Source organism: Desulfatibacillum alkenivorans DSM 16219 (assembly GCF_900142135.1).
GTDB classification, from domain to species: domain Bacteria; phylum Desulfobacterota; class Desulfobacteria; order Desulfobacterales; family Desulfatibacillaceae; genus Desulfatibacillum; species Desulfatibacillum alkenivorans.
Genome location: NZ_FQZU01000001.1, coordinates 414,991 through 439,464, shown reverse-complemented (window position 1 = coordinate 439,464; position 24,474 = coordinate 414,991). Strand labels below are relative to the sequence as shown.

Here is a 24,474-nt window from a genome sequence, read left to right as displayed (position 1 = left end):
CGCACAAGCCCATAAGGACGAAATCTCTGGTGCAGGCATCTTGGGAAACATTGTTGGATGGGGTGAAAAAGGGAAACGAACGCTCCCTGGCCCGTATCATCACCCTGGTGGAGAATCGGGAAAACGGCTGGAAGGACGCCATGAAGCGTCTTTACCCCCTGGGGGGAAAGGCGAAAATCATCGGCGTCACCGGCAGCCCGGGCGCGGGCAAGAGCACCCTGACCAACTCCATCGCCAGGGAACTGGTTTCCCGGGGCCGAACCGTGGGCATTATCGCGGTGGACCCCTCCTCTCCCTTTTCCGGAGGCGCCCTCCTGGGGGACAGGCTGCGCATGCGGGATGCCGTCAACTTGCCGGAAATCTTCATCCGATCCATGGCCACCAGAGGCGCTTTGGGCGGTCTGTGCCAGGGCGCCCGCGACGTCAGCAGAATTCTGGACGCCTTCGGCAAGGACGTGATCCTCATTGAAACCGTGGGAGTCGGCCAGGACGAGGTGGAAGTCGTCAAGACCGCCGACCTGGTCATGGTGGTCTGCGTTCCGGGGCAGGGAGACGGCATTCAGGCCCTGAAAGCCGGAATCATGGAAATCGCCGACCTGTACGTGGTTAACAAGGCCGACAGGGAAGGCGCGCATGAAGTGGCGGCGGATATCGGCGGCATGCTGGACATTGCTTCCGAAGGCTCCGGCCCCAGGCCGCCGATCCTGAAAACCTCGGCCATCAATTATCAGGGCGTCAGGGAGCTTGTGGACGTCCTGGTCCATGGCTTTGATGCGGGTAAAAATCGGGCGGACTGGCGGGCTCTGCGGATCAAAGAGGAAATCCTCTCACTCATGGAAAGCGAAATCCTGCATTATCTGCAAGACAAATGGGACCGCACCGGAGACCTGGACAAGGCAATCCATCAAATTTTGAAACAGCAAACCGATCCGTATTCCGCGGCCGACTCCCTGCTGCCCCTGATGCGGGAGGCGTTTGGAATCAAGGAGACCACATGACCGGCGAAACAATGGGAATGACCAAAAAACTGGCGGGATTCTGCTCCAACACCCCCGCCTCCTCCATCCCGGAGGAAATGCACGATCACGCCAAGACCGCTTTTATGGACTGGCTGGCCGTAACCTACGGCGGCAAGGACGAGCCCCTGGTGGAAAAACTCATGCGCTGGGCCGGCCGGGAAGGCGGAAGCCCCCAGGCGACGATCATCGGGTTTGGAGAGAAAAAATCCCTGGGCCAGGCCGCCCTCATCAATGGCGCGGCGTCCCACGCATTGGACTATGACGATACTTTGGTTTCCTTTCTCGGGCATCCCTCGGTCACCCTTTTTCCCGCCCTCTTGGCTCTGGCGGAAAAGGAAAACAAAAGCGGCAGGGATCTGCTGGACGCCTACATCATGGGAATCCAGGTGGGAGGAACCATCGGCGCCTGCGCCGGCCTGGATCATTACCTGGCGGGCTGGCACGGCACATCCACCTTGGGTCACATGGCCTCGGCCGCGGGATGCGCCCGGCTGCTGGGCCTGGATCCGCAGCAGACCGCCTGGGCTTTGGGCATTGGGGCCACCCAGTCCTCGGGGCTTAAACGCAGTTTCGGCACCATGTGCAAGCCCTTTCATGCAGGCCGGGCAAGCCAGTCCGGGCTGATGGCGGCCATGCTGGCAAGGGATGGCTTCACCGGCGCTGATGACGTGCTGGAGGGGCCCCAGGGTTTTTTTGAAGCGCTTCGCGGCAAGGTGAACGACGAAATCCTGTCCATGCTGGGCCTGGGGTGGGACGTGGTCAACCTCAGCCAGAAGTACCACGCCTCATGCCACGCCACCCACTCGCCTTTGGAGGCCGCCAGGCAGGTGATGCAGGAAAACAGCCTGAGCCTGGACGATCTTGAAAGCATTAGGGTGTACTCCTCCGAGGTCACCATGCAGGCGGCGGCCAACGCCAATCCCAAAACCGGAACCGAAGCCAAGTTCTCCGTAGTCTATTGCGTGGCCAACGCCCTCACCCGCGAAGTCACGGGCATGGCCGCCTTTACCGACGACATGGTGAACGATTCCCAGGTAAGAAGCCTGATGCAAAAAATTGAATTGCTCAAGGATGAGTCCATGACCGCCCTGGAATCCCGGGTTGTAATCAGGGCCAATGGCCGGGACTACGAAGGCTTTTCCGACATTCTCCAGCAAATTCCGCCCCTGGACGCCAAGCAGGAGCGCGTCAGAGCCAAGTTTCTGGACCTGGCGGGCGCTGTGATCGGCCTGGAAAAGGCGGAGGATCTTGCCGGAAGGATCGATCATTTGGAATCGGCGGACATGGCGGACTTTGCGGCGATTCTTTAAATTATGGCGAAAAATTTTCATGTCACAAGGAAACGAAGCGGGAGGGATCAATGGGCAATGCCTGCTTGATTACGGAAATTCAACGTTTTGCCATAAACGACGGTCCGGGATTCCGCACCAACGTCTTTTTAAAGGGCTGCCCCCTCAAGTGCGCCTGGTGCCATAATCCCGAAACTATTGACGCAAAAGCCCAGATTTACTGGAAAAAAAGGCTCTGCGTGCAATGCGGCGCCTGCATGGAAGCCTGCCCCACGGAGGCGATCCAGCCTCCCATCGACCCGGTTCTGGCCCAGTCGGAAGGCGTGGATTATTACAAAATCGACCTTGCCCGCTGCAACCATTCCATGCAATGCGCGGCGGTTTGCCCTTACGGCGCCCTGGAAATAACGGGCAAGCTCCTGACCGTAAAGGAAATTTTGGACGAAGTGGAATCGGACCTGCCCTTTTACAAAAACTCCGGAGGGGGCATGACTCTTTCCGGCGGAGAACCCACGGCGCATCCGGACTTCGCTGAAAAACTTCTGGCGGGCGCCAAGGCTCGGGGGCTTCACACCTGCCTGGACACCAACGGGTACTGCTCCTGGGAGGTTTTGGAAAAACTTCTCGCCTACACAGACATCGTGTTGTTCGACCTCAAGCACACGGACCCGGAGAAGCACAAACAATGGACGGGCGTGGATAACGCCTTGATTATGAAAAACCTCGCCCGCCTGACTCAAACCGGGGTGGAAATCTGGGTGCGAATCCCGGTGGTTCCCGGCTTCAATGATTCCATAGAGGATCACAAGGCGGCCGTGGAGTTTTTGAACGGCCTTCCCGGGAAAATCCGCCGGGTGGATTTGCTGCCCTACCACAACTGGTGCCAGGACAAATACGGGTGGCTGGGGCTGGATTGGCCCTTGGGGCGGGTGGAGGCCATGGAGCCCTCCCTGCTGGAAATTCCCAAGGAGTTTTACGAAATGAGCGGCCTGAAAACCACCATCGGCGGCTCCGGCTTTGAAGAAGCAAACTAACCATCGGCGGTTGATCCGCCCGGTATAACCTGAAAACCCTCATCGTCATGACAAGGAGGCATCAATGTCCCGGAGGAGTCAGTGGAAACAAGTGGCTAATGGAATGCTGGGAGACGTTAGCAAGGCCCGTTCCGTCGAGGAAAGGGAAAACGTCCCCGAGAAGGCATGCGGGTTTTGCAAAAACTTTTCCGAAAACGCCTACGCCTCGGACGGCCGCGGCTATTGCAGAAAGCTCAAGGTGGGGTCCGACATCAAGGTGACTCCGCCTGTCTATGTCATGGAAGGCCAGGCCAGCCTGACCGTTCTGTTCAACAGCGACGGAGCCGGGTGCGAGTATTTCAACCGCCAGGATTTAATTGATACCGACGGCAACGAAGTCAATGATCCTTCATACAGGAGAGTGCAGCGTCAGATGGAAAAAGCCATTAAATAAACGCTGCGCTGCCAATCGAATTCTCAGGTCAAACCGAATTGAAAGGAGGTGATGGTTCTTATGTCGACATGCGCCGAATGCAGAAGTTTTTTCCTCAGGGAAGATGAACCCGGCCAGGGGGACTGCGTCCGCAGGGTGGTGGATCCCAGGCAGGCTTTCTACCAAAGCAAGCCGGTCAGGGAGGATAACGACGCTTCCGGATGTGAATCCTTTCAAAAGAAGTAGAATCTGAAAAAAAGCAGAGTCATAAAAACCGTATCAGTTGGGTTTTTACCATACCCATAATTCAAAACGGGACAGGTCCGGGGGGAGATTGTCCCACAATGCGGAGGAATGGAAATGGTAGCAGAACCAGCACAGGACCAGTCTGTCCAAGAACTGGAAGACAAACAGGAATGGTGGTGGGTCGCCGAAAAAAAGCGTTCCAAGCGTCTGGATTACTTAAGAAAATCTGTATGGAAAAAAGGCGCTTTGGGGGGCAATTACGCCCCGGGAATTAAGCTGGATTTGGAATGCGCGACCCTTTTTACGGACATGTGGAAATTCTGGAAATACGACCCGATCATGATGCGCAGAGCCAAGGCCATCGCCCATGTCCTGGACAACAAAACGATCTTCATCACCGACCACTCCCAACTGGTGGGCTACTTCGGCAGCCTGCCCAACACCATCATGTGGCGTGTGGACGGCGCTTCCATGGTCAATGAGGAAGCTTACAACGAGCCGGGCATCATGCCTGAGCCCGAAAACGAATCCCTGCAAAAAGTGGCGGAGCTCAATGACTATTGGGCGGGCCAGACAGCCGTGGACAAAGTGGCCCGCATCCTGGACCCCGAAGACGCGGTGAAATTCCTATCCGGCGCCATTGGATGGGGAGCGCCTTCCTCCGCCTACGGCTACTCCGGCAAGGATTATGAGTACCTGTTTGCGGGAAGGCGGGGATTTGAAGACATTATCGAGGAAATCAACGCAGCCGTTGAAAACGCCGAGGATAAAACCGTGGGCGTCCCCGGCCCTGAAATCCTGGATATCTACGACAGGCTTCAGAACTGGGACGCCATGATCCTGGTCCTGGAGGCGGGCATCCGTCACGCCAGGCGGTATGCAAGGCTGGCGAGAACCATGGCCGAAAACATGGAGACGGATGAAAAACGGCGGGAAGAACTGCTTAAAATCGCCGAAACCTGCGAGAGAGTTCCCGCCAGGGCGCCCAGGAATCTCCAGGAATCCCTGCAGTACGACCACTTCATCCAGATATTCGCCAGAACGGAAGCCCACGAAGGGGCCTGGCCGGCAAGGCCCGACTATTACCACGGGCCCTATTACGACAAGGACGTGAACGTCGACAAAACCCTCACCAAGGAAGAAGCATTGGATCTGGTGGGCGAGTTCATGATCCGGGCTTACGAGGTGGGCGGCTTCGCCCCCCGGTGGGCGCGGGAAGGCCTTCAGGGCATTACCGGCACCTGGGTCTGGACCCTGGGGGGCGTGAACAAGGACGGCTCGGATGCGTGCAACGATCTGACCGTCGCCTTTCTCCAGGCGGCCCGCCTGGTCAGGGTGTCCAATCCCACCTTTGGGTTCCGGTGGCATCCCAAGGTCAAGGACGAAGTCCTGCGCGAATGCTTTGAGTGCATCCGCCACGGCCTGGGGTATCCGTCCATGCGCAACGATCCCTTGCTGATCCAGAACGCCATGCACTGGCACGGCCATCCTCTGGAAGAGGCGCGCACCTGGGTGCATCAGGCCTGCATGAGCCCCTGCCCCACCACCAAGCACGGGGTGCAGCCCATGCGCATGGCTTCAGCCACCGCCAACTGCGCCAAGATGGTGGAATACGCCCTGCACAACGGCTATGACCACGTGGTGGGCATGCAAATGGGGCCGGAAACCGGGGACGCCGCCAAGTTCCATGATTTTGAGGAGCTTTTCCAGGCCTGGGTCAAACAGATGGAATGGCTCACCAGCCTCCTGGTCCGCACCGTCAACCTGGGCAGATACAAGGACCCCGAGTTTTTCGGCAGGCCTTTTCTCTCCGGCATGAGCGAACGCAGTGTGGAATCAGGCCTGGACGTGGTGAGCCCGGTCGGGGACCGCGGCAACTGCTGGGTCACGGCATTCACCTGGGTGGAAAACATCGACTCCCTGGCCGCGGTCAAAAAGCTGGTTTTTGACGATAAAAAATACACCATGGAGCAGTTGCTCTCCGCTCTTAAAGCCAATTGGGACGGTTACGAGGAAATGCGCCTGGACTTCGTCAACAACGCTCCCAAATGGGGCAATGACGACGATTACGTGGACGACATCATGCTTCGCTGCCTCCGGGAAACCGCCAGGCACAGCCGCGTCATGAAATGTCCCTCGGGCAACAGCTGGCCCATCCTGCCAGAAAACGTCTCCGGCAATATTCATTACGCCTCCATCGTGGGCGCGCTGCCCAACGGGCGCCGGTGCGGGGACGCCCTGTACGACGGCGGCATTTCCCCCGGCCCCGGCCTGGACAAAAAAGGCCCCTCGGCCGTTTTGAAATCCTGCGGCAAAATCGACCACGTTTCCGACGGCCGGGCGTTCCTGTTGAACCAGCGGCTTTCCCCCACCCAATTGGCCGGGGAAAAAGGCTATCAGCTTTGGAAAGCCTATATCCGCACCTGGGCCGACCTGGGGCTGGACCACGTCCAGTTCAATATGGTTTCGGACGAAACCCTGCGGGCCGCTCAAAAGGATCCGGAGAAATACTCCGAGGTCATCGTCCGGGTGGCCGGATACAGCGCCCATTTTGTGGATATTTCCCGCAAAACCCAGGACAACATCATTCAAAGGACCGTCCAGGGCATCTAACCGGAGGAAATGCATCATTCCGCAAGAAAGAAAAAATCCGGGGGCTGAGACCCCCGGATTTTGGGAGGAAAACACATGAAATGCACGGAATGCAGTCACGAAGCCGGAGTTTCCTCTTTCCGGTATCTCTACAACGCACGCATTGACGCTCCCATAACCCTGCGTCAGTGCCCCCAATGCCAGGCATGGCTCGCCGTAGACGAAATGGCCGGGGAAGCCCGCCAGAGGGTGGACGCGGGCGAGGCCCCCTGGGGCAAATCCGCGGGCATTGAAGGCTTGGCCGAAGACGCCAGGTAATTGTTTCGCCGCCGGGCCGGGATTTCTTTCGGCATAAGATGCTCCCGGCCCGGCTTTTAGGCATCAGGCAGGGCTTAATCAATGCAAACGCCCGGATAAGGCGGAGCCAAGGAGGTAAGCGTGGAGCTTGCTTGTCATGAATGCGGTTTTAAGGGCGAAGTCCATGACTTTGCCTTTCTATGCAAAAACGGCTGCCCCGCCTGCGGGGAGTCCGATATGCGCCAATGCCCCCGGTGCGGGGCTCATGTCATGTTCTCCCGGGCCGCGGCTCTGGAAAAGGAAGAAGTGCAAATGCGCGATCTGTGCCGGGAACTGGCCGGGATAGAACGTTCTGACGAGCCGGAGGTGCAGAAAAGGGCCATGGAATTGATAGGCGGGCTGCGGCGTATGAACGAACGCTGGAATATTCCCCAGTTGGGGGATTTTATCAAACAGCGGTCCCGGGAGTTGTTTTTTTAAGGCGTTATTGAGATCCAGTCGACTGATTTTGTTGGGTTTCGCAAGCTCTACCCAACCTACATCGCAGTAGACAAGCCGCAGGTTGGTTTAAGAAGTCCGGCTAGTCGTCATTCCTGACCGATGGCGTTGTTGGGCTTTGAACCCAACATTGGAACTTAAATCCCAATGGCTTTTAGTTGCATCCGTATGCGTCCCCACGCAAAGCACGGGGACAAGAACAATAAAGGGAGAAACAATGGCGGAAACGGAACACGGATTGGAAATCCCCCAGCGGGAGGAGCATTTTTTCCTGCCCCAAGACATCATTGACAACCTGGGAAGGATCGAAGCCTTGTCGCAACGCCACCCCGTCAATGTACTGGCGGCCGGCAGGCAGGGCTGCGGAAAATCCACCATGGTGCGTCAGTTCGCCGCCAGGAACCATCGCCCCCTGGCCGCCTTTCAAATCGGCGTTTTATCCGAACCCGGACAGCTTTTTGGAGAGCACAGGCTCAAGGACGGCGAGACCTATTATCAGCAGTTCCTTTTCCCCCAGGCCATCCAAACTCCCGGATGCGTGATTCACCTGGAGGAAATCAACAGGCCGGAACATCCCAAGGCTTTGAACATGCTGTTTTCGGTTCTCTCCCAGGACCGGCAGGTCTGGACCGACGAATTGGGGCTTATCAAGGTGGCGCCGGGGGTGGTTTTTTTCGCAACCCTTAATGAGGGCGAGGAGTTTGTGGGAACCGAAATGCTGGACGCCGCCTTGAGGGACCGGTTTTACGTGACCCTCATGGACTATCTGACGCCCCAAGTGGAAACCAATGTTTTGCACCTGAAAACCGGAATCAGCCCGGCGGACGCCCAAACCATCGTGAATGTGGCGGGCCAGCTTAGAAAAAACGCCCAGGAGCCCGTTACCGTGTCCACCCGTCACACCCTCATGATCGCCGAAATGGTCGCCGTAGGAGCTACGGTGAAGGAGGCTTTCGCCGAAAGCCTTCAGGTGAGCCGCGATATTCTGGAATCGGTGCTGCTCTCCCTGCACCTGCAGACCGGAGCAACGGAAAAATCCAATGGAAGCAGATACAATGCATACTAATCCGCGAGCCGATCATCATGGGGACGCGGCGCCTCCGTCCCTGTCAGGCTTCTGGCGGAAAAACACCTCCTGCATCGAAGCCGAGGAGCTTGCCAACCTGCTTCGGGCGCTCCGCAAGGCGGCCGGCCACATCGGGCCTAATGTGGGCGTGATCGAATATTCGGGCATGTCCCACGGTGAAGCGGCTTCCATTGTCATTGATCCGGCCCTGGTGATGGGCGAATACCCCGTGCCTCCCAAGACCGTGGATGCGGCCGTGGGGCTGACGGTCCATGAGGCCTTCCATAAAACGGAATGGTCGGAAAAAGTCTGGAAACTGCTCTCCCCGGATTTTGCCGCATTGCCCGGAATGTCCAGGGTCGCCTTTCAAAAAATTGTCCACACCGGCGAGGATATCTACGTGGACCTCCTGGCGGACCGCTCGGTCCTGGGCCGCTACACGTCCGGCGTCCGAAACAGGGTTTTGGAGGAGGCCGAATCCCGCTTAAACAGAGAAAAGCCCACCCTGGAGGCTCTCATTCATCTTTGGTGGGCGTCCGTATGGACTGTACAGGATGTGGACGCCATGAACCCGGCCTATGAAAAGGGCCTGGAGATCCTTCAAAATCTGACCGGAAACCTGAAGAGTCTTCCGGATCGGCGCGCAGGCGTACTCCAGCGCTGCCAGGAGCGGGCGGCCCTCTACAAAAACGCCTGGGCTGCGCTCGAAGGGGCCCTGAGAGGCCTGTCTATTCAGGATAAACGCCTTTTGTGGGCGCCGGCGGCTGTCTCCAGCGTCAATGCGCAGGACGCCCCCCTGCCCGCCGAAACGAAAAAAGGAAGCCTGGACGCCGAGCTGAGACGGGATGTCGAAGTCAGCCTTGCGCAAGGCTCCGCGGATATTACGCCCATTATCCGGTCCATAGTCGGGCCGGATAACCCGGACGTGGCGCCCATATCCAGATGGGATTTCAACATCGCCGCCCACCCGGTCATAGACCGGAAAACCGTGGGCCGGCTGAGGGCTGTATTCGCCAATTACGCAGAGCGGCAAAAAATCGTAAGCCGGGGCCTTGCCAGCGGACGCATAGACCGGCGGAGGCTTTACCGGGCCCCCATCAACGGCCGCTGCTTTCGTCAGGTGGATTCCATGCCTTCCGAGGACTGGAACGTCACCCTGCTTTTGGACGCCACGGGCAGCATGCGGGGCGGTAAATGGCGCATGGTGGAAAACACCGTGGGCAACATGCACAAGGCCCTTTCCGGCTCGCAAAACCGCCTGGGCGCCTGGGCCTATTTTGAAATGGACGGCATTTGCATGATGTCCCGGCTGATTTCCGGCCGAAACCTTTTATCCGTCCCGCCCAGCGGCCAGACCGCCTCGGGGCAGGCCATCATCGCGGCGGCTTATTTTATGCCGAAAGACAAGCGGCGCAAGCTGCTGATCCACGTCACGGACGGGGAGTCCAATTTCGGGGTGGATGCGTCGTGCGGGATAAACTACTGCCGTCAGCAAAACATCAATCTGGTCACCATTGGATGCGGCGTAAAGGACCGGAGCCGAATGCAGGAGCAGTATGGGAGGACCATTCAGTTCGTAAGCCGCTTCGGACAGCTTCCGTCCGCCATGGAAAAACTTTTAAAATGGTCTTTTCTGTATGGAGACGCAAAAAACCTGGCCGCTGAAAACAGGCTGAACAGGATCTTTTCCACTGATTGAAGCTCAAGACGCAAAGGAGAAACGTTATGCAGGTAAGTGAAACCGTCGCCGAATTCCTGGAGTCGCCCGACAGAACCAATGTGCTTGCCACCGCCAACGCCGAAGGAAGGGTTAATGCGGCGGTTTTCGGCTCCCCCATGCTGGTGGACGGCGACAAAATCCGCCTGATGCTGGGCGATAACAGGACCTACGACAATCTCAATCAAAATCCCTTCGCCGCCCTTTTTGTGAGCATCCACGGCAAGGCCGGCATGGCCATGGAAGGATGCCGCCTTTATTTGAAAATGCTGGACACGGCCGACGCAGGGCCGGAGTTCGAGGCGGTTCATGCGGAAATCAAAAAACGTATTGGCGACGCCGCCTCCATGCTCAAGCACCTTGTCAAGCTGGAAGTGGTGGAAACCCGGCCAATCCTGGATTTCGGGCAGGGGGTTTGATCCGGGCCTGTGGCCGGAATCGCCCAAGCAAGGCCGGCCCTCTGCACAGGCAAGGGGGCGTACAGGGAAAGGAAGCTGCTTATGACCCGGGACAACCTGCTCGTGGAAGTAAAAAACCATGTGGGAACCCTGACCTTCAACCGTCCGGAAAAAAGGAATTCCCTCACGCCGGACATGCTCATCCGGATGCACCTGGCTTTGGAGGAATGGTCCAAAGGCTCGGAAGTCCGGTGCGTGGTCGTAACGGGAGGCCGGGGCCGGGCCTTTTCTTCCGGGTATGATATTACGGCGATACCTACGGACATCGCCCCGGAAATGGAAGAGCTTTTAAAAAGCGCCAATCCTATTGAACTGGCGCTGCACTCCCTGGAAAACTTCCCCTATCCCACCCTGGCCGCGTGGAACGGGTTCTGCTTCGGCGCGGCCCTGAACCTTTCGGTATGCTGCGATATCAGGGTCTCGGCGGACGACGCCAAATTCGGAATGCCTCCGGCCAAATTGGGGTTGGTCTACCACGCGGAAGGCTTCCGGCAATTTGTGGACGCCGTTGGAATGAGCGTAACCCGGGAGCTGTTTATGACCGCGGGGACGTACACCGCGCGTCAGGCCAGGGAAATGGGAGTGGTCAGCCATTTGTATCCCAGGGAGACGTTTCAGGAAGAGGTCGAGCGTTTCGCCGCCTCCATCGCCGGCAATGCGCCTCTTTCCCTCAAAGGCGCCAAAACCATACTAAATATGCTGGCCCGCCAAACCGGATTGACCGCCGAGCAGAAGGCTTTGGCGGAACAGCTTCAGGCGGAGAGCTTTGCCAGCGAGGATCTTAAAGAAGGCCAACTGGCCTTTATTGAAAAGAGGAGCCCCGTGTTCCAGGGAATATAAGGGGTTTTGTAAAATCATAATTACCAAATAGAAGGCCGTCCCCATGGGGGCGCGCTTCGGAATTTTCGGGCGGCTTGGCCCGGACAGGCGTTTTGCGTTCAAAACCCGAGGCCCTTCGCCGGAGCTTGACTTGCACGTAAAACGCCCTGAAAAGAAAGGAGAATTTTGTTATGTCAACGCATTGGGATGTGGGATATATTATCAAAAAAAGAGAGCAAAACACGCCTGACAAGACTGCCGTTATTTTTGAAGACAAACCTTTTTCGTACAAACAGCTTAACCAGGGCGCCAACCGGTGCGCCCATTATCTGCAGGAGTTGGGGATCAAAAAGGGCGACAGGATCGGCGTGCTCATGCTCAATTGCATGGAGTTTTTGGAATGCTACTTTGCGGCGGCCAAGCTGGGGGTCATATTCGTTCCCTTGAACTGGCGGCTGACAGGCCCGGAGCTGGAATACCAAATCAACGACTCCCAATGCCGCCTGCTGCTTTTTCACGACTGCTTTTTTTACTCCATCGATCCTGTTCGTTCCAACCTGAAGGTGGAAAACGACAAGTTCGTCTATTGCCAAAGCGGAAACCCCGACGCCCCGGCCCGGCCTGAATGGGCCGTTGATTTTCATGAAGGCGCGGACGACAAGCCCGTTACCGAGCCCGTCCCGGACAGCCCCATCGCCATGGACGACGATTTGGCCATCGTTTACACCAGCGGCGTAACCGGCAATCCCAAAGGCGCGGTCCTTTCCCACGGGCAGACCTATTTCAAGTGCTTTCAAACCTCTCTCTATGTGCAGGACAATCAGGACATCTGCGCCAACGAAGTCATGGTGGCCCAAATGCCCTTGTTCCATTCGGGAGGCCTGTTCATTGTGGCCACCCCCGTGATTTTTTCGGGCATCACCCTGGTCATGCGGCGGGGATTCAACCCGGATGAGTTCGCCCGGGACATAGAGCGTTATAAAGCCACGGCGGTTTTCGCGCTCACCACCATGTGGCGGTTTATCCTGGACACAGGCAAGCTGGATCAGATTGACGCTTCCAGCGTACGCAGCGTCATGGGAGGCGGGGAAAGAACGCCCCCCAGCCTGTTTGAGGAACTGGCCAAACGGGGGCTCTACATGCAGCAGGGCTTCGGCCAGACCGAATGCAGCGCCATGACCCTTGTTCCCAAGGAAGACATCCAGCGAAAAATGGGTTCCATCGGCAAGCCCGGCTTTTTCGCCCATGTGTGGATTGGGGACAACAACGGCAAGGAGCTTCCCCCGGGGGAAATCGGCCATATTCTCGCTAAGGGCCCTACGGTCATGAGCCGCTATTGGAACCTGCCTGACATGACGGAAAAAGCCATTGTCAACGGCATTCTGAACACCGGCGACCTGGGGTATATGGATGAGGAAGGCTACTTGTACATTGTGGACCGGGCCAAGGACATGTACCGCAGCGGCGGCGAAAACGTGTATCCCGCGGAGGTGGAAAAGATCCTGGCGGGCCATCCCAAGGTGTTGAATGTTTCCATCATCGGAGTGCCCGACGAAAAATGGGGGGAGACGGGCGCCGCCTTTATCGTGCCCGCCATGGGCCAGGAGCTGACCGAGGAAGAGGTTTTGGAATACCTCCAGGGAAAAGCGGCCCGGTTCAAGCATCCTTCCAAAATTTTCTTTGTGGAGGAATTGCCGCTCACCGCCACCATGAAAGTCAAGAAAATGGAATTGAAGGAGGAGTATGCCAAGTTGCAGCAAGAATAACCCGGTTTCGGAAATCCTGGGAACCCAATACCCCATTGTTCTGGGCGCCATGCGGCTGATCACGCACGCCAGGCTGGCCGCAGCGGTCTCCAATGCCGGGGGATTCGGCCTCATCGCCGCCTCGGGCATGGCGCCCGAAACCCTGCGCAGGCAATTGGAAGAGGTTAAAGCCCTGACGGACAAGCCGGTGGGCGTGAATATTCCGGTGTATCGGCCCAATGCGCAGGAACTCATTGAGGTCGCCATTGAAATGGGCGTGAAGACCATCAGCACCTCCGCCGGGAGTCCGGCCAAGATTATGGGTCTGGCCCGGGAGGGCGGGCTCAAGGTCGTGCACAAGGTTTCCTCCCTGGCCATGGCCCTGAAAGCCCAGGACGCCGGCGTGGACGCGGTCACGGCCATGGGCTTTGAAGCGGGAGGACATGTGGGGAGGGAGCATGTGACAAGCTTTTGCCTCATCCCCCAGCTTGTGGACAACCTGGACATCCCGGTCATCGCAGCCGGAGGCATAGCCGACTCCCGGGGCGCGGCCGCGGCTTTCGCCCTGGGCGCCCAAGGGGTGGAGATGGGGACGCGCTTTGTCCTCAGCACGGAAAGCGGCGCTCCGGCCTTTTTCAAGGACTGCCTTATAAACGCGGACTGCGAGGCAACCCTGATCCTGGGGAAGGAAGCCATGCCCATCCGGGTCTTGAAAAACGCGGTCACAAAGATGGTTGCGGGCATGGACGCCGGCGAAGCGGACAAGGCCATGATCAAGTCCGGAGACGCCACTTACGTCATGAGCGGAGGGGACCGGCAAACCGCGGTTATGCCGTGCGGCCAGACGGCAGGGCTTGTCGCCGGGGAGCAAAGCGTGGAGGAAATCATCCGCGAAATCACGGAAGGCCTCAGGCGGATTGGCTGGCAAATGGAAAAGTCTTTTTTTAGCTGAGTTTTTTGCGTCGTCATCTATGGGGGGATTATGGAACATGTCCTGTTGGAAAAAAAAGAGCACGTGGCCCTGATAACTCTTAACCGGCCTGATAGGTATAACTCCTTTGGCGGGCTCATGCGTCAGGAAATCGTCCAGGCCCTGGAGGATGCAGCGGCCGACAAAGACGTCCGGTGCGTGGTCGTCACGGGCGCCGGAAAATACTTCTGTACAGGCGGGGACGTGGGCGAATTCGCCTCGGGAACCACCAAGGCCCTGGCCCCAACCGTTACGGCGGAGCGCCATGCCATGAACCAGGCGGTGCTGTTGATCAACCGCATGGAAAAGCCGGTCATCGCCTCCGTCAACGGCCCGGCCGCCGGGGGAGGATGCAACCTGGCCCTGGCCTGCGACATTCGGATCGGGAGCGACAAGGCCAAATTCGGCCAGGTGTTCGTCCGGCGCGGCGTGCACCCGGATTGGGGAGGCGTTTATTTTCTGCCCCGCCTGGTGGGCTATTCCAAAGCCTGCGAGCTTATTTTCGGCGGCGAAGTGGTGGAAGCGGAGGAAGCCTTGCGCATAGGCCTCTTGAACAAGCTGGTTCCCCAGGAGAAACTGGCCCAGGCTGCCTGGGACATGGCCTATCGTTTCGCCCATAACGCCCCCATTCCCATAGCCTTTGCCAAGCGCGGCCTGCAAAATTTCGGAAAATGGGACCTGCCCCAGGCGCTGGACTATGAATCCTATGTGCTCTCCGTATGCATGCAGACGGAGGATATGATCGAGGGCTTCGGAGCCTTTCTGGAAAAACGGGAGCCTGTGTTCAAAGGCAAATAAGTCCCCTGCGGGATTTCATAAAGGGAGATCATGATGGACGAATTGTATTCCAAAAGAATTGCCCAATTGGAGGAAGCCCGTGCGAAAGTCCGCCTGGGCGGCGGAGAGGATCGCATTGCAAAACATCATAGCGAAGGCAAAATGACCGCCAGGGAAAGGCTGGATTTTTTGCTGGACCCTGACAGCTTTTTGGAGCTCAACATGCTGGCGGGCCACAAGGCCGACGCCCCGGCGGACGGCTTGGTGTGCGGAAGCGGAACCATAAACGGCCGCCAGGTCTTTGTCTACTCCCAGGACCGTACGGTGCGGGGCGGGTCCGTGGGCATAGAGCACGGGTACAAGATGTACCGCACCATAGAGCGGGCCCTGGAAATGCGGGCGCCCCTGATCGGGCTGCACGACTCCCCGGGAGCGCGGCTGCCCAACCAGGACGAGCTGGAGTTTTTGTCCGCCGGCAAGCGGTCTATTTTCGGCAGCATTTCCCAAAAGCACGGGGGCTCGGTGTTTTATCCCAACACCCTGGCTTCCGGGATTATTCCCCAGATTTCGGCCATCATGGGCGCCTGCGGCGGGATTTCCGTCTATTCTCCGGCCTTGAATGATTTTGTCTTTATGGTGGATAAAACCAGCCACATGTTCATTACCGGCCCCATGGTGGTGCAAATGGTCACCGGGGAGGAAATCAGCATGGAGGACCTTGGCGGCGCCCGGGTTCACGCCCAGGTGTCGGGAAACTGCGATTTCCGGAGCCCGGACGAAAAAACGCTTCTGACCGACATACGCACTCTGTTGAGTTTTCTCCCCCTGAATTGCGATGAACAGCCTCCCATCGTGGAAACAGGGGACGCCCCGGACCGCATGTGCCACGAGCTCGCCGACATCGTGCCCACCGCTCCCAACAAGCCCTATGACGTCCGGGAGGCCGTCAAGGTCATTGTGGACAATGGAGATTTTTTTGAAGTTAAAAAGGAGTTCGCCAAAGAAGTCGTGGTGGGTTTTGCCCGGCTGGACGGCCGGTCCGTGGGGATCATAGCCAATCAACCCAAGGTCATGGCCGGGTCCATGACGGTGAACAGCAGCGACAAACAGGCCCGGTTCATCCGGTTCTGCGACTCATTCAATATTCCCCTGGTCCTGTTGGTGGACACCCCGGCCTATCTGCCTGGGTCCGCTCAGGAGCACGCAGGCATTATCCGGCATGGCGCCAAGGTTCTGTACGCCTTGTGCGAGGCCGCCGTGCCCAGGATTTCCGTGGTCACCCGCAAGGCCTACGGAGGGGGGAACCTTGGCATGGGGGTGCTTCCGGGACTGGGCACGGACCTTGTGGTATACTGGCCCATCATGGAGACGGGCATTCTGGGGGCGGATCAATCCGTCATGCTCTTGTACGGCAGGCATCCCGACGCCATGACCGACCCCGATTTTCTCCAAAACAAGTTGAAGGAGTACCGCGAAACCTACGCCAACCCCATTTACGACGTCTCCTCCAACACCAATGTGGAGGAAGTTGTGGCGCCGGCCGAAACAAGGCGTTTTTTGGTCAAAGCCTTGAAAATGCTGCGAACCAAAACAGTCAACCATCCCGCCAAGCGGCACGGGAACATTCCGTTGTAAGGATTCGAAGTGCGGGAAATGGGGGCGCCTCGCCCCCTTTCCGCCAGGCGCCAAGGATAGGATGCGGGCCCTCTCAATTATGGATCTTTATTGCTTTGACCAAATGGACGCCCTCCCGTTTTTTTCCAATAATCCCCGCAATAAATATATTCAACTAAAATGCCTTAAGGCAGTCAATTAAGCTATTGGAAGTTTTATTTGCTGCTAGTGATAGCAATTACCAGCGGATCTGTGCTAATATGGAAATCAGATCGCCCGAACGATGATGATCGGGCGAGACAAAGCCTTGGGGGGGGGCGGCCGCGCCGGCCGCCGGCACAATGACGCGGTGCAACCGCTATTCATCAAACAGGATCTATCATGTTTCCATTCGCCAAAACAATCGCTTCCATTGGCAAGGCGGGGCTTGTTACGCTTATGCTGGCTTGCGCCGGGCTGGCCCTGATTATTGTGATCGCGGCTTTTATGGGAATCAACGCTTTTACCGCCTGGCTGGTGAACTTTGACGCCGCCTGGCTCAACTGGCTGATCCAGGGAACCGTGGGAATCGCCGCGGGCGTGGGCGGCTGGTTTATGCTTCCGGCCCTGACCGTGCTTATCGGCGGGGTGTTCCAGGAAACCGCCATCGACAAGGTGGAGCGCATTTATTACCCCGAAAAAGTGCGCCAGGAAGGCCCCCGTTTGTGGCCGGACCTTTTTCACGACATCAAATTCACGGCATGGGCCGTATTCCTGAACATGCTGGTTTTGCCCTTTTACCTGCTGGGAGGAATCGGGCTGTTCGTATCCATTGCCCTGAACACCTATCTCCTGGGCCGGGAGTTTTTCGAAAGCGCCGCCGGATACCACATCGGCAAGCCCCAGGCCTTGCGCATGGAGTCCACCAACAAGGCGGCCGTGTACGGGGGAGGCTTTATCATCACATTGATCGCTCTGGTCCCTTTGGTGAACTTGTTCATCCCCATCATCGCCGTGGTGTGGATGACCCACGTCTTTCACAGCCTGCCCCAAAACGGCGCCGGGCAAACCCCGCCGGCGGGTCAGCCGCCACAAGCAGATTAAGTTCCGGATTTCCGGGAAAACGTTTTTTAAACCACGGAAAACACGGAAGTAAATCAAGATCTCGACCGCCTCCGTACGCCCGCCGACCGCCCCCTGTTTTCATTTTCTCCCAGGCCGCGCCTTTTGGCCTTTCGGCCCCAGGCCTTGAATGCCCGGAACGCCCAAAAAAGGCTTGGCGGCGCGGCGGCTGTTAAGACTCGTTCCCATGCTTTGCGTGGGAATGCATACGGAAGCATCTGAAATCATAACTATTTCAAGCAATCGTAAAACAAGCGGAACCCGTTTTCAATGATGGGCGTTAAGGAATGACAAGACAAAAACGGACAGGCGCCGGGGCCTGCCACTACCATGCGTTCCGAAGATTTCCGGAGAGCGATAGACGGCCCCTGGATTCCCGACAACTACATTCGGGAATGATGGACATATTTCGGATGCCGCTTCGCGGTTTTTTGGATAGGTGCGGCCAGCCGCACTGATAATGGGTTTCGCGGGGCTCTACCCAACCCACGATTTTCAGCAACATAACACCTTGGATTCCCTATAAATGCTTTGCATGGGCCGCCCAGATCAAAAGAGGCGCTCTATAATCCGGCGTGTTTTTGCAGGATGTAAATGGCTTCTTCCAGGCCTAAGGCGCTGTCTGCGTTTGCGTCGGCGTTGGAGTTCAGGGCGCCGGTTTCCCGGCCGGCCAGGATTTTCAGGACCAACACCGCATCGGTCAGGTCTGCGGAAAAATCGCCGTTCAGGTCTCCAAGGACGTCGGACTTGCCCTTGATCTCCATGTAATTGAGCATGGTGTACTTGTCGAAGATTCCCATTTCCATGGTGAGCTTGTAATCTTGGACTTCCACCATCCTGGTGCGGACCAGATACGGGCTGGTCGCTTCGTCCACCACGAAATCCACCCCCTCCACCACAATCTGGTTATGGGAATAGGTCCTGCCCTGCCATCCCACGGAGACCGTAACCTGATACAGCCCGTTGGGCAGGTCGAATTCAAAGGTTTTCTCCCGCCCCCAGTCGTCGTACAGGATGCTGCCCTGGAGCACGTTGGGGGCGCTGGACAAGTATTGATATTTTACATGGGCCATGTCGCCGTACCAGCCGTAGCCCAAGACTTGGTCGTATTCGCTCCAGCCGATTTTCATATAGGTTTTGTCATCCACTTTCAAGGGATCGGCCGCAGGCTCGCCCGCCGGATTTTGAAAGTTGATGTAGTAATTGTCCGGCTCGCCCTGGGAGCGGTCATGGAGCATCGGCGGCGAAAGATCCGGGATTTCAGCGATTTCATTCCCAAGATATTGGCCGATGTACTTACGCAGATTGTACATGAATTGGCTGTCCCGGGTGTAGGAGGTCAGGCTGGATATGATTTTATCCGCCTGGGCGTCCGAATCGTTGACAACGTCCACCACGGGATTGGCGCCGCCGTTCAGCAGATACAGGTACTCGTAATCCTCCAGGCTGTCCCGCATAAGCTCCAGGCGGATGGACGGAACCAGGCGATGGTTGTTTGCGCCGTAATCGATGGCCGAATTGTCCTCGGACGGCGGGTAAAACATGAATGTATCGCCGTTATGGCCGTCGGTCATGGGGCTGGTCCAGGGGTTTTGGCTCCAATTGTTCAATGAATAATAGGCGATGCCCCGGATGCGGTATTTCCATAACAGCCAGCCCGTGAACTTGCTTTCAATGCCCGGGTGGTCCAGGGTGATGGGGTTGTAATAGGGAGGCCGGGTTCCGTGGAGGAAATAGACCCAGGTTTCCTCCTGGTGATTCTTCTCCCTGTCGTGGGAGACGTCCGGGTCGTAATTGTTCAGGACAGGCAGCCAGATGTCGATCTTGGCGCCCGGAAAGGCTTCATTATTGTAGATTTCCTCTTTAGGCTCCTCGGAAACCATGAGCTTGAGATCGGACGCCGCGCTTTTTAAGAGGTTGGCGTACCAGGCCACGGCTTTGTAATCCTCGTCATCCTGGGGCTCATTGGCCATGTAGTAATAGGCCCTGTCCAGGTAGCCCAGGCCTCTCAAATACTCCTGGGTGGCGTACATGTAATCCTTCCACTTGGTATTATAGACCGAGTCCGGATTGTTCGCCGTATACCAGTCGTTTACACTGCGGGAAGATCCGCAAAACGTGCTGGGGCGCTGATCCTGGGAGGAGTCGTTATTTTGAAAGGTAATGGCCATAAAGGACGGGAAGCCCACGCCGCCGTTGAACAGCTCTCCCTCTTCAAAACCAATGCCGTCCAGGTATTTTTTGGCGGGCTTTTCAAAGCCCCAAATATCCCATGGGTCGCTCAACGCCTGCGTGTCGCAATTATAGTTAATGTAAGACGCGCCTCCTGAGGAGGTGAGCCCGCCCGACCAAAGGGGCGACTTGGAAGTCAGGCGATGGTCGATGAAAAACTGCTTCATCATGTCCACGTACATCCAGTAGTTGTCGCCGGTCCCGGAAACGCTGTATTTTTGCAGCACGGCGTTATGGCTGAAATTCATCTGGGACTTCACGTGCAGCTCCTCGGGCACGGAAAAATTAAAGACGTGCAGATTGACGGGGATGGACGTCCCGCCTATGGTCACGCTGCCCAAATGATCCCCGGCGGCGGCAGCGCCGCTTAGGTTCAGGCTGATCCAAAATGCCGTGTTTTCGCCTGCGGTCAGGTTTACATTGGCGCCGTTTTCCAGAGGCCAGAGCGGATCCGGGTAATCGCCCGTGCGGCCCAAATTGTCCGACACGGTTTCAATATTGACGTATTTGACTTGATACAACTCCGCTGTCACGCCCGTCCCGAAATCGCCGATCGTCACCTGAACGGCTCCCGAGGATGCCGGATTGACCACAATCTGAAAAGGCTCGAATTCGTTCTTTGCCGCATAGACGAGGATCTGCGAGCCGGTCTCCTCGGGCGGAGCGCCGTCCTTGAACACCCTTTCCGAAGGCGGCGTGGTCCAAAAGGTATGGCTCCCGGTGGATTGGGTCAGAGTAAAGGTGTAATTTTCCAGTTCATCATCCGCCGCGGCCGTTATGGACGGAGACCAAAGCAATAATAGCAATATAGGAATAACAAAGCTGAACGCACGAATACAAACGGGGAGAAAATGGATGTGATTCCTCATTCTGCACACACCTGACCGTCCACAAGGACGCTGCGCAGCCAGAGGGATCATGAATCCCTAAAGCAAACGCTGCTATGCGGGTTATTTAGTATTGAATCATGGGTTATACCGCCCGGAAAGCGGCGGACGCCTCAATCCTGGGCTTTTGCGGATTTGATTATATCGGACGCGGATTGGGAGGAAAATGAAACGGAACACACATCGGCTGTTTTTTCCTGAGAGGCGGAATTATGCTTTTTTTTTTGCAAAGGCCTGGGAATTTGGTTTTCGCACGGAACGCCCGTGGCGCAAAGGCCGCAGCCGTAAATGAAAATATGGTAATTTTTGTTGCAGTATCTTAAAGAATCCTTGACCCTTTTATAACATTTTTCCTTGTCATGGGCGCCGTCTTCCGAAATGGCGTCCACCGGGCACCTTTCCATGCATTTCAGGCATTTTTTGCCCTGATAATGCAGGCAATTGGCATGGATGTCCTCAGGCCGCTCCCGGTTGGGCTGCAGGCGCAGGTTGACCACAAAGCTGCCCAGACGGTGTGCACAGCCTTTTTCCGTAATTAAGAAGTCGTGCATGCCAAAGGTTCCCAATCCGGCGGCGTAGGCTACATGGCGATGGGACCAGGGAGACGCCCATCCGACTTTCGGGTATCTCTTTTTGTTGAAATTGGGAGTGACGTCCGGCGCCACAGCAAGGATTCCCCGGCTCATGAGATAGGTGACAATCTCCCGGACGAAAAGCTGGCTGAAAAGCTCTCCGTGAAGGCGGGTCTGAGCCCAGCGCTCGGCCGGCCACTGGCCGGCCTTCCTGTTGTCGTCCCGGGTGGCTTTGGTGATGGGCATGACAAAGCTCACCACAGAGACGTCCTCCGGGGAAGGCGGCTCCACGCCGTTGTTTTCCGCCTGCCACGCCATGATCTCCCATGGCGTAAAATGATGAGGGCCGATGATTTCCTTGAAATCTTCGAAAATGGGATCATCGCCCCGGACAAAGCCCACCAGAGCCTCCTCAAAAATGCGCTCCCCGTAAAAAGGATATTCCATTCCGTTTTCAGGGTGTCCTGCGATCTTGGCTTTGATGGTGCTGCAAAACCAATTCTCGTCCAACAAAGGGTCTCCCGGCTGACATTGGCACCCGCAATTTAACGGCGGCTGCTTGGGAAAGCCGAACCCGCGCATCTCGCCCAGGGCGTTTTGTATGCCCCCCAGGTCCGTGATGAAGGAAAGTTTCCGGTAATGGTCTTTCATCTTACGTCTTGCCATGGGATATCCCCTTTCCATTCATCGTGTTACCGGTCCTGCAATCCAGCCGTGGATGGAAGCATGTCTTCGACGTTGGTTGCGCAAACGCGGCGGAGCGCCGGCCGTTCAATCAAGAAAGACGTGCTTGGTCTGGTGGAAAAGCCGAAATTACAAAGAAGTGAAATACCCGGCCAAGGAAGGAACAATCCGTCAAACAAACGCTGATATGAAGCGGAAGAACAACGCCCCTAAATCATTTCCCATCGGTTCCCCCAATTCAAAATACTGGCTCACCTAAATAGACAGTCACAGGCCGAGTTCCAATCGGAACTAAGTTTGACAGATGCAAAACAGATAGTCAAGAGACAGACGAAAATAACTAAAAACTAACACTAAATCACACTATCATTAACTATTATATAATTTTTATCTGTGTTCAGATGCAAACAACACCACGGCAGGGCCGCTGAAAATACTCAGGGGCTTTCCCGCTTTGCCGGGCTGATTCCATCTTTGGCTTTGCCATGCGGCAATGCGGAAGGCTCGTCCAGGGCGGGTAAAAAATCCGTTTTGAGGGTCTCCTTTTTTTTATTACAAAAAAATAGCGCCCTTTCCCTTCTATCTTCGAATCATCATACCCGGCAAAGGATCGGGCGAGAAGTCGTCTCCGTCCACCACCTTGCGGCCGTTAATGAACACCATATGGATTCCTTTGGGGGAATGCGCGGGATCCTGGGCCGTTGAGTTGGAGCCGATGGTTTCCGGATCGAACAAAACCATGTCCGCATAATAGCCCTCGGCGATATTCCCCCGGTTGGGGAGATTGATTTGAGAGGCCGGCAGTTCGGTGCATTTCCGGATGGCCTCGGGCAGGGCCAGGAGCTTCCAGTCCCGGGCGTATTGGCCCAGAAATTTTGGAAAGCAGTCGTAGGTCAGATGGGAGGGCTTGCCAAAGCCCAGGGGGATGTAATCGGTGCCGATGCTCACGTTGGGGTCCATGAGGGTTCCCTGGAGGGACAGTTCCACCATGGGGTCGCCGGGATAGGTAGGGGTTTCGAAAATCAACACCCTTCCGTTTTCCTCCAGGGCCAGGTCGCAGGCCGCATCAAAGGGGTGTTTGCCCTGGGCCTTTCCGATTTCGCCGAAGTTCATCCCGATGTATTTTTGATTTTTTTCACTTGTGACGCTCATGACCGACGCGCAATCCCACCCCATGATTTTGAACAGGTTCATGGACCAGGAATCCGGGCCGCGATGAGGCCAGACCGGCTTGCCTTTTTCTATGCTTTTTCTGATGCGCAGGCGGTCTTTGGGATCGGCGATCCGTTTCAGCACGCCGTGCATGCCCCCCTCCAGGCTCCAGGGCGGAAAAAAGGCGAAAAGATGGGTGAAGCCGGCGCTGGTGGGCATGGCGTCCACGCCGATGGGCTGTCCTTTGTCAACCAGTCTCGCCAACTTGGCCATGTGGGACTTGGTGGACGAGTCCAGGGGAATGGGAAAGGGGTGAATTTTATACAGCCGGCTGGCCGCCTTGACAAAGGCCTTCATGATGGTGTTCAGGGGCTCGAACATATAAGGCACCCAGAACAGGTGGCTCAGTTGAACGGGAATCTCCGCCTCCCGGCCTATGTCCATAATTTCGTCCATGGCGTTTTGAAGGCCGTTGGAATTATAGCTGCGCAGGTGGGAGGTGAACACCCCGTCGTATTCGGCCAGCACCTTGGCCAGCTCCAAAAGCTCGCGGGAGTCGGAGCACAGCCCCGGAAAATACTGAAGCCCCGTGCTCATGCCCACGGCGCCCGCCTCCATACACTCCCGGAGGCTTTGTATCATGACGGCCAGGTCGTCCGGCCCCGCGGTTTCCACGCTGTCCCCCATGGCGTGCATGCGAAGAATGCCATGGGGCGCCAGCATGGCCGTATTAACCAACAGGCCGCCCGCCTCCAGAGACTCCAGCATCTCGCCGAAACCTTGCCAGGTGATATACGGCTGCTGATCCTTGCCCAGAAAAATTTCATAGAACTTGTACTGAAAATCCGCATTGCGGTCCGAGATGGGCCCCATGCCGGCCCCGCAATTCCCCCCTACGATGGTGGTGATTCCCTGCCGCACCAGGGGCGCCAGCACCTCCACCTGCTCCGGCCGGTGCAGGGCCATATCCGCATGAGTGTGCACGTCGATAAAACCCGGGCACAGCCCCATGTCCCGGGCGTAAATCCGCTCTGCAGCCTCGGCCTCCGCCAGGTTTCCCAAGGCCTGAATTTTTCCGTCCTTCACCCCCACATCCTGAATGACGGCCCTGGTTCCCGAGCCGTCAAAGACGGAAGGCTGTTCGATAACAAGATCAAAATGCATGGCTAAACCCTTTCACACAAACAGGATGCAATAAAGAGGGGGGCATTTGGGGGAAGGCCCCGATTTTTTGAACGCTTGGTAAAAGATACCCCTTTTCCTTAAGTCCGTCAAGCCCCTTCACGCCGAGAC

The 24,474-nt window shown here is 56.9% G+C and carries 20 protein-coding genes; 17 read left to right on the top strand and 3 right to left on the bottom strand.

The genetic code is table 11. The features are described from left to right. Nucleotides 1-29 precede the first annotated feature (29 nt). The 17 genes from meaB to BUE18_RS01670 all read left to right on the top strand — a co-directional run bounded on the left by meaB (nucleotide 30) and on the right by BUE18_RS01670 (nucleotide 17,636). On the top strand, nucleotides 30-998 hold the full coding sequence (gene meaB / locus BUE18_RS01750) for a methylmalonyl Co-A mutase-associated GTPase MeaB (RefSeq protein ID WP_170868232.1): 969 nt from the start codon (nucleotides 30-32) through the stop codon (nucleotides 996-998). Further along, complete coding sequence (locus BUE18_RS01745) at nucleotides 995-2,329, top strand: MmgE/PrpD family protein (RefSeq protein ID WP_073472228.1); 1,335 nt, start codon at nucleotides 995-997, stop codon at nucleotides 2,327-2,329. The genes meaB and BUE18_RS01745 overlap by 4 nt, the downstream gene beginning before the upstream one ends. Before the next feature lie 50 nt (nucleotides 2,330-2,379). Beyond that, nucleotides 2,380-3,342, top strand: a complete 963-nt coding sequence (locus BUE18_RS01740) for a glycyl-radical enzyme activating protein (protein ID WP_073472226.1) — start codon at nucleotides 2,380-2,382, stop codon at nucleotides 3,340-3,342. A gap of 64 nt (nucleotides 3,343-3,406) precedes the next feature. Then, nucleotides 3,407-3,775 (top strand): hypothetical protein, encoded by a 369-nt coding sequence (locus BUE18_RS01735; RefSeq protein WP_073472224.1) that lies wholly within the window; start codon nucleotides 3,407-3,409, stop codon nucleotides 3,773-3,775. Nucleotides 3,776-3,835: 60 nt separating this feature from the next. After that, complete coding sequence (locus BUE18_RS01730) at nucleotides 3,836-4,000, top strand: benzylsuccinate synthase gamma subunit family protein (protein WP_012610861.1); 165 nt, start codon at nucleotides 3,836-3,838, stop codon at nucleotides 3,998-4,000. Nucleotides 4,001-4,114: 114 nt separating this feature from the next. After that, complete coding sequence (locus tag BUE18_RS01725) at nucleotides 4,115-6,613, top strand: pyruvate formate lyase family protein (RefSeq protein ID WP_073472347.1); 2,499 nt, start codon at nucleotides 4,115-4,117, stop codon at nucleotides 6,611-6,613. A 75-nt stretch (nucleotides 6,614-6,688) separates the two neighbouring features. Further along, nucleotides 6,689-6,910 (top strand): hypothetical protein, encoded by a 222-nt coding sequence (locus tag BUE18_RS01720; protein WP_012610863.1) that lies wholly within the window; start codon nucleotides 6,689-6,691, stop codon nucleotides 6,908-6,910. Nucleotides 6,911-7,030: 120 nt separating this feature from the next. After that, the gene (locus BUE18_RS01715) at nucleotides 7,031-7,369 is read left to right on the top strand and encodes a hypothetical protein (RefSeq protein WP_073472223.1); all 339 of its coding nucleotides are present in this window, start codon (nucleotides 7,031-7,033) and stop codon (nucleotides 7,367-7,369) included. Between the two features lie 235 nt (nucleotides 7,370-7,604). Next, nucleotides 7,605-8,453, top strand: a complete 849-nt coding sequence (locus BUE18_RS01710) for an AAA family ATPase (RefSeq protein WP_073472220.1) — start codon at nucleotides 7,605-7,607, stop codon at nucleotides 8,451-8,453. Further along, nucleotides 8,428-10,152, top strand: coding sequence for a vWA domain-containing protein (locus BUE18_RS01705; RefSeq protein WP_244549260.1), 1,725 nt, complete (start codon nucleotides 8,428-8,430; stop codon nucleotides 10,150-10,152). The genes BUE18_RS01710 and BUE18_RS01705 overlap by 26 nt, the downstream gene beginning before the upstream one ends. A 26-nt stretch (nucleotides 10,153-10,178) precedes the next feature. Next, a complete protein-coding gene (locus tag BUE18_RS01700; protein WP_073472217.1) occupies nucleotides 10,179-10,589 on the top strand; it encodes a pyridoxamine 5'-phosphate oxidase family protein in 411 nt (136 codons plus the stop codon). 81 nt (nucleotides 10,590-10,670) lie between these two features. Continuing rightward, nucleotides 10,671-11,468: an enoyl-CoA hydratase/isomerase family protein gene (locus BUE18_RS01695; protein WP_073472216.1), complete on the top strand. Its 798-nt coding sequence runs from the start codon at nucleotides 10,671-10,673 to the stop codon at nucleotides 11,466-11,468. 170 nt (nucleotides 11,469-11,638) lie between these two features. Continuing rightward, nucleotides 11,639-13,213, top strand: coding sequence for a class I adenylate-forming enzyme family protein (locus tag BUE18_RS01690; RefSeq protein ID WP_073472214.1), 1,575 nt, complete (start codon nucleotides 11,639-11,641; stop codon nucleotides 13,211-13,213). After that, nucleotides 13,191-14,144 (top strand): NAD(P)H-dependent flavin oxidoreductase, encoded by a 954-nt coding sequence (locus tag BUE18_RS01685; RefSeq protein ID WP_073472212.1) that lies wholly within the window; start codon nucleotides 13,191-13,193, stop codon nucleotides 14,142-14,144. The genes BUE18_RS01690 and BUE18_RS01685 overlap by 23 nt, the downstream gene beginning before the upstream one ends. 30 nt (nucleotides 14,145-14,174) lie before the next feature. Then, nucleotides 14,175-14,960, top strand: a complete 786-nt coding sequence (locus BUE18_RS01680) for an enoyl-CoA hydratase/isomerase family protein (RefSeq protein ID WP_083610695.1) — start codon at nucleotides 14,175-14,177, stop codon at nucleotides 14,958-14,960. Nucleotides 14,961-14,990: 30 nt separating this feature from the next. Beyond that, on the top strand, nucleotides 14,991-16,574 hold the full coding sequence (locus BUE18_RS01675) for an acyl-CoA carboxylase subunit beta (protein ID WP_211482773.1): 1,584 nt from the start codon (nucleotides 14,991-14,993) through the stop codon (nucleotides 16,572-16,574). A 360-nt stretch (nucleotides 16,575-16,934) separates the two neighbouring features. Next, nucleotides 16,935-17,636, top strand: coding sequence for an EI24 domain-containing protein (locus tag BUE18_RS01670; protein WP_073472206.1), 702 nt, complete (start codon nucleotides 16,935-16,937; stop codon nucleotides 17,634-17,636). A gap of 581 nt (nucleotides 17,637-18,217) precedes the next feature. Here BUE18_RS01670 and BUE18_RS01665 read toward each other — a convergent pair. From BUE18_RS01665 to BUE18_RS01655, 3 genes are all read right to left on the bottom strand, one after another. Next, a complete protein-coding gene (locus tag BUE18_RS01665) occupies nucleotides 18,218-20,755 on the bottom strand; it encodes a glycoside hydrolase domain-containing protein (RefSeq protein ID WP_170868231.1) in 2,538 nt (845 codons plus the stop codon). A gap of 131 nt (nucleotides 20,756-20,886) precedes the next feature. Beyond that, nucleotides 20,887-22,011 carry an epoxyqueuosine reductase gene (locus tag BUE18_RS01660; protein WP_244549259.1) on the bottom strand — a complete coding sequence of 375 codons (1,125 nt, stop codon included), beginning with the start codon at nucleotides 22,009-22,011 and terminating at the stop codon, nucleotides 20,887-20,889. Nucleotides 22,012-22,608: 597 nt separating this feature from the next. After that, on the bottom strand, nucleotides 22,609-24,345 hold the full coding sequence (locus BUE18_RS01655) for an N-acyl-D-amino-acid deacylase family protein (protein WP_073472201.1): 1,737 nt from the start codon (nucleotides 24,343-24,345) through the stop codon (nucleotides 22,609-22,611). Nucleotides 24,346-24,474 lie beyond the last annotated feature (129 nt).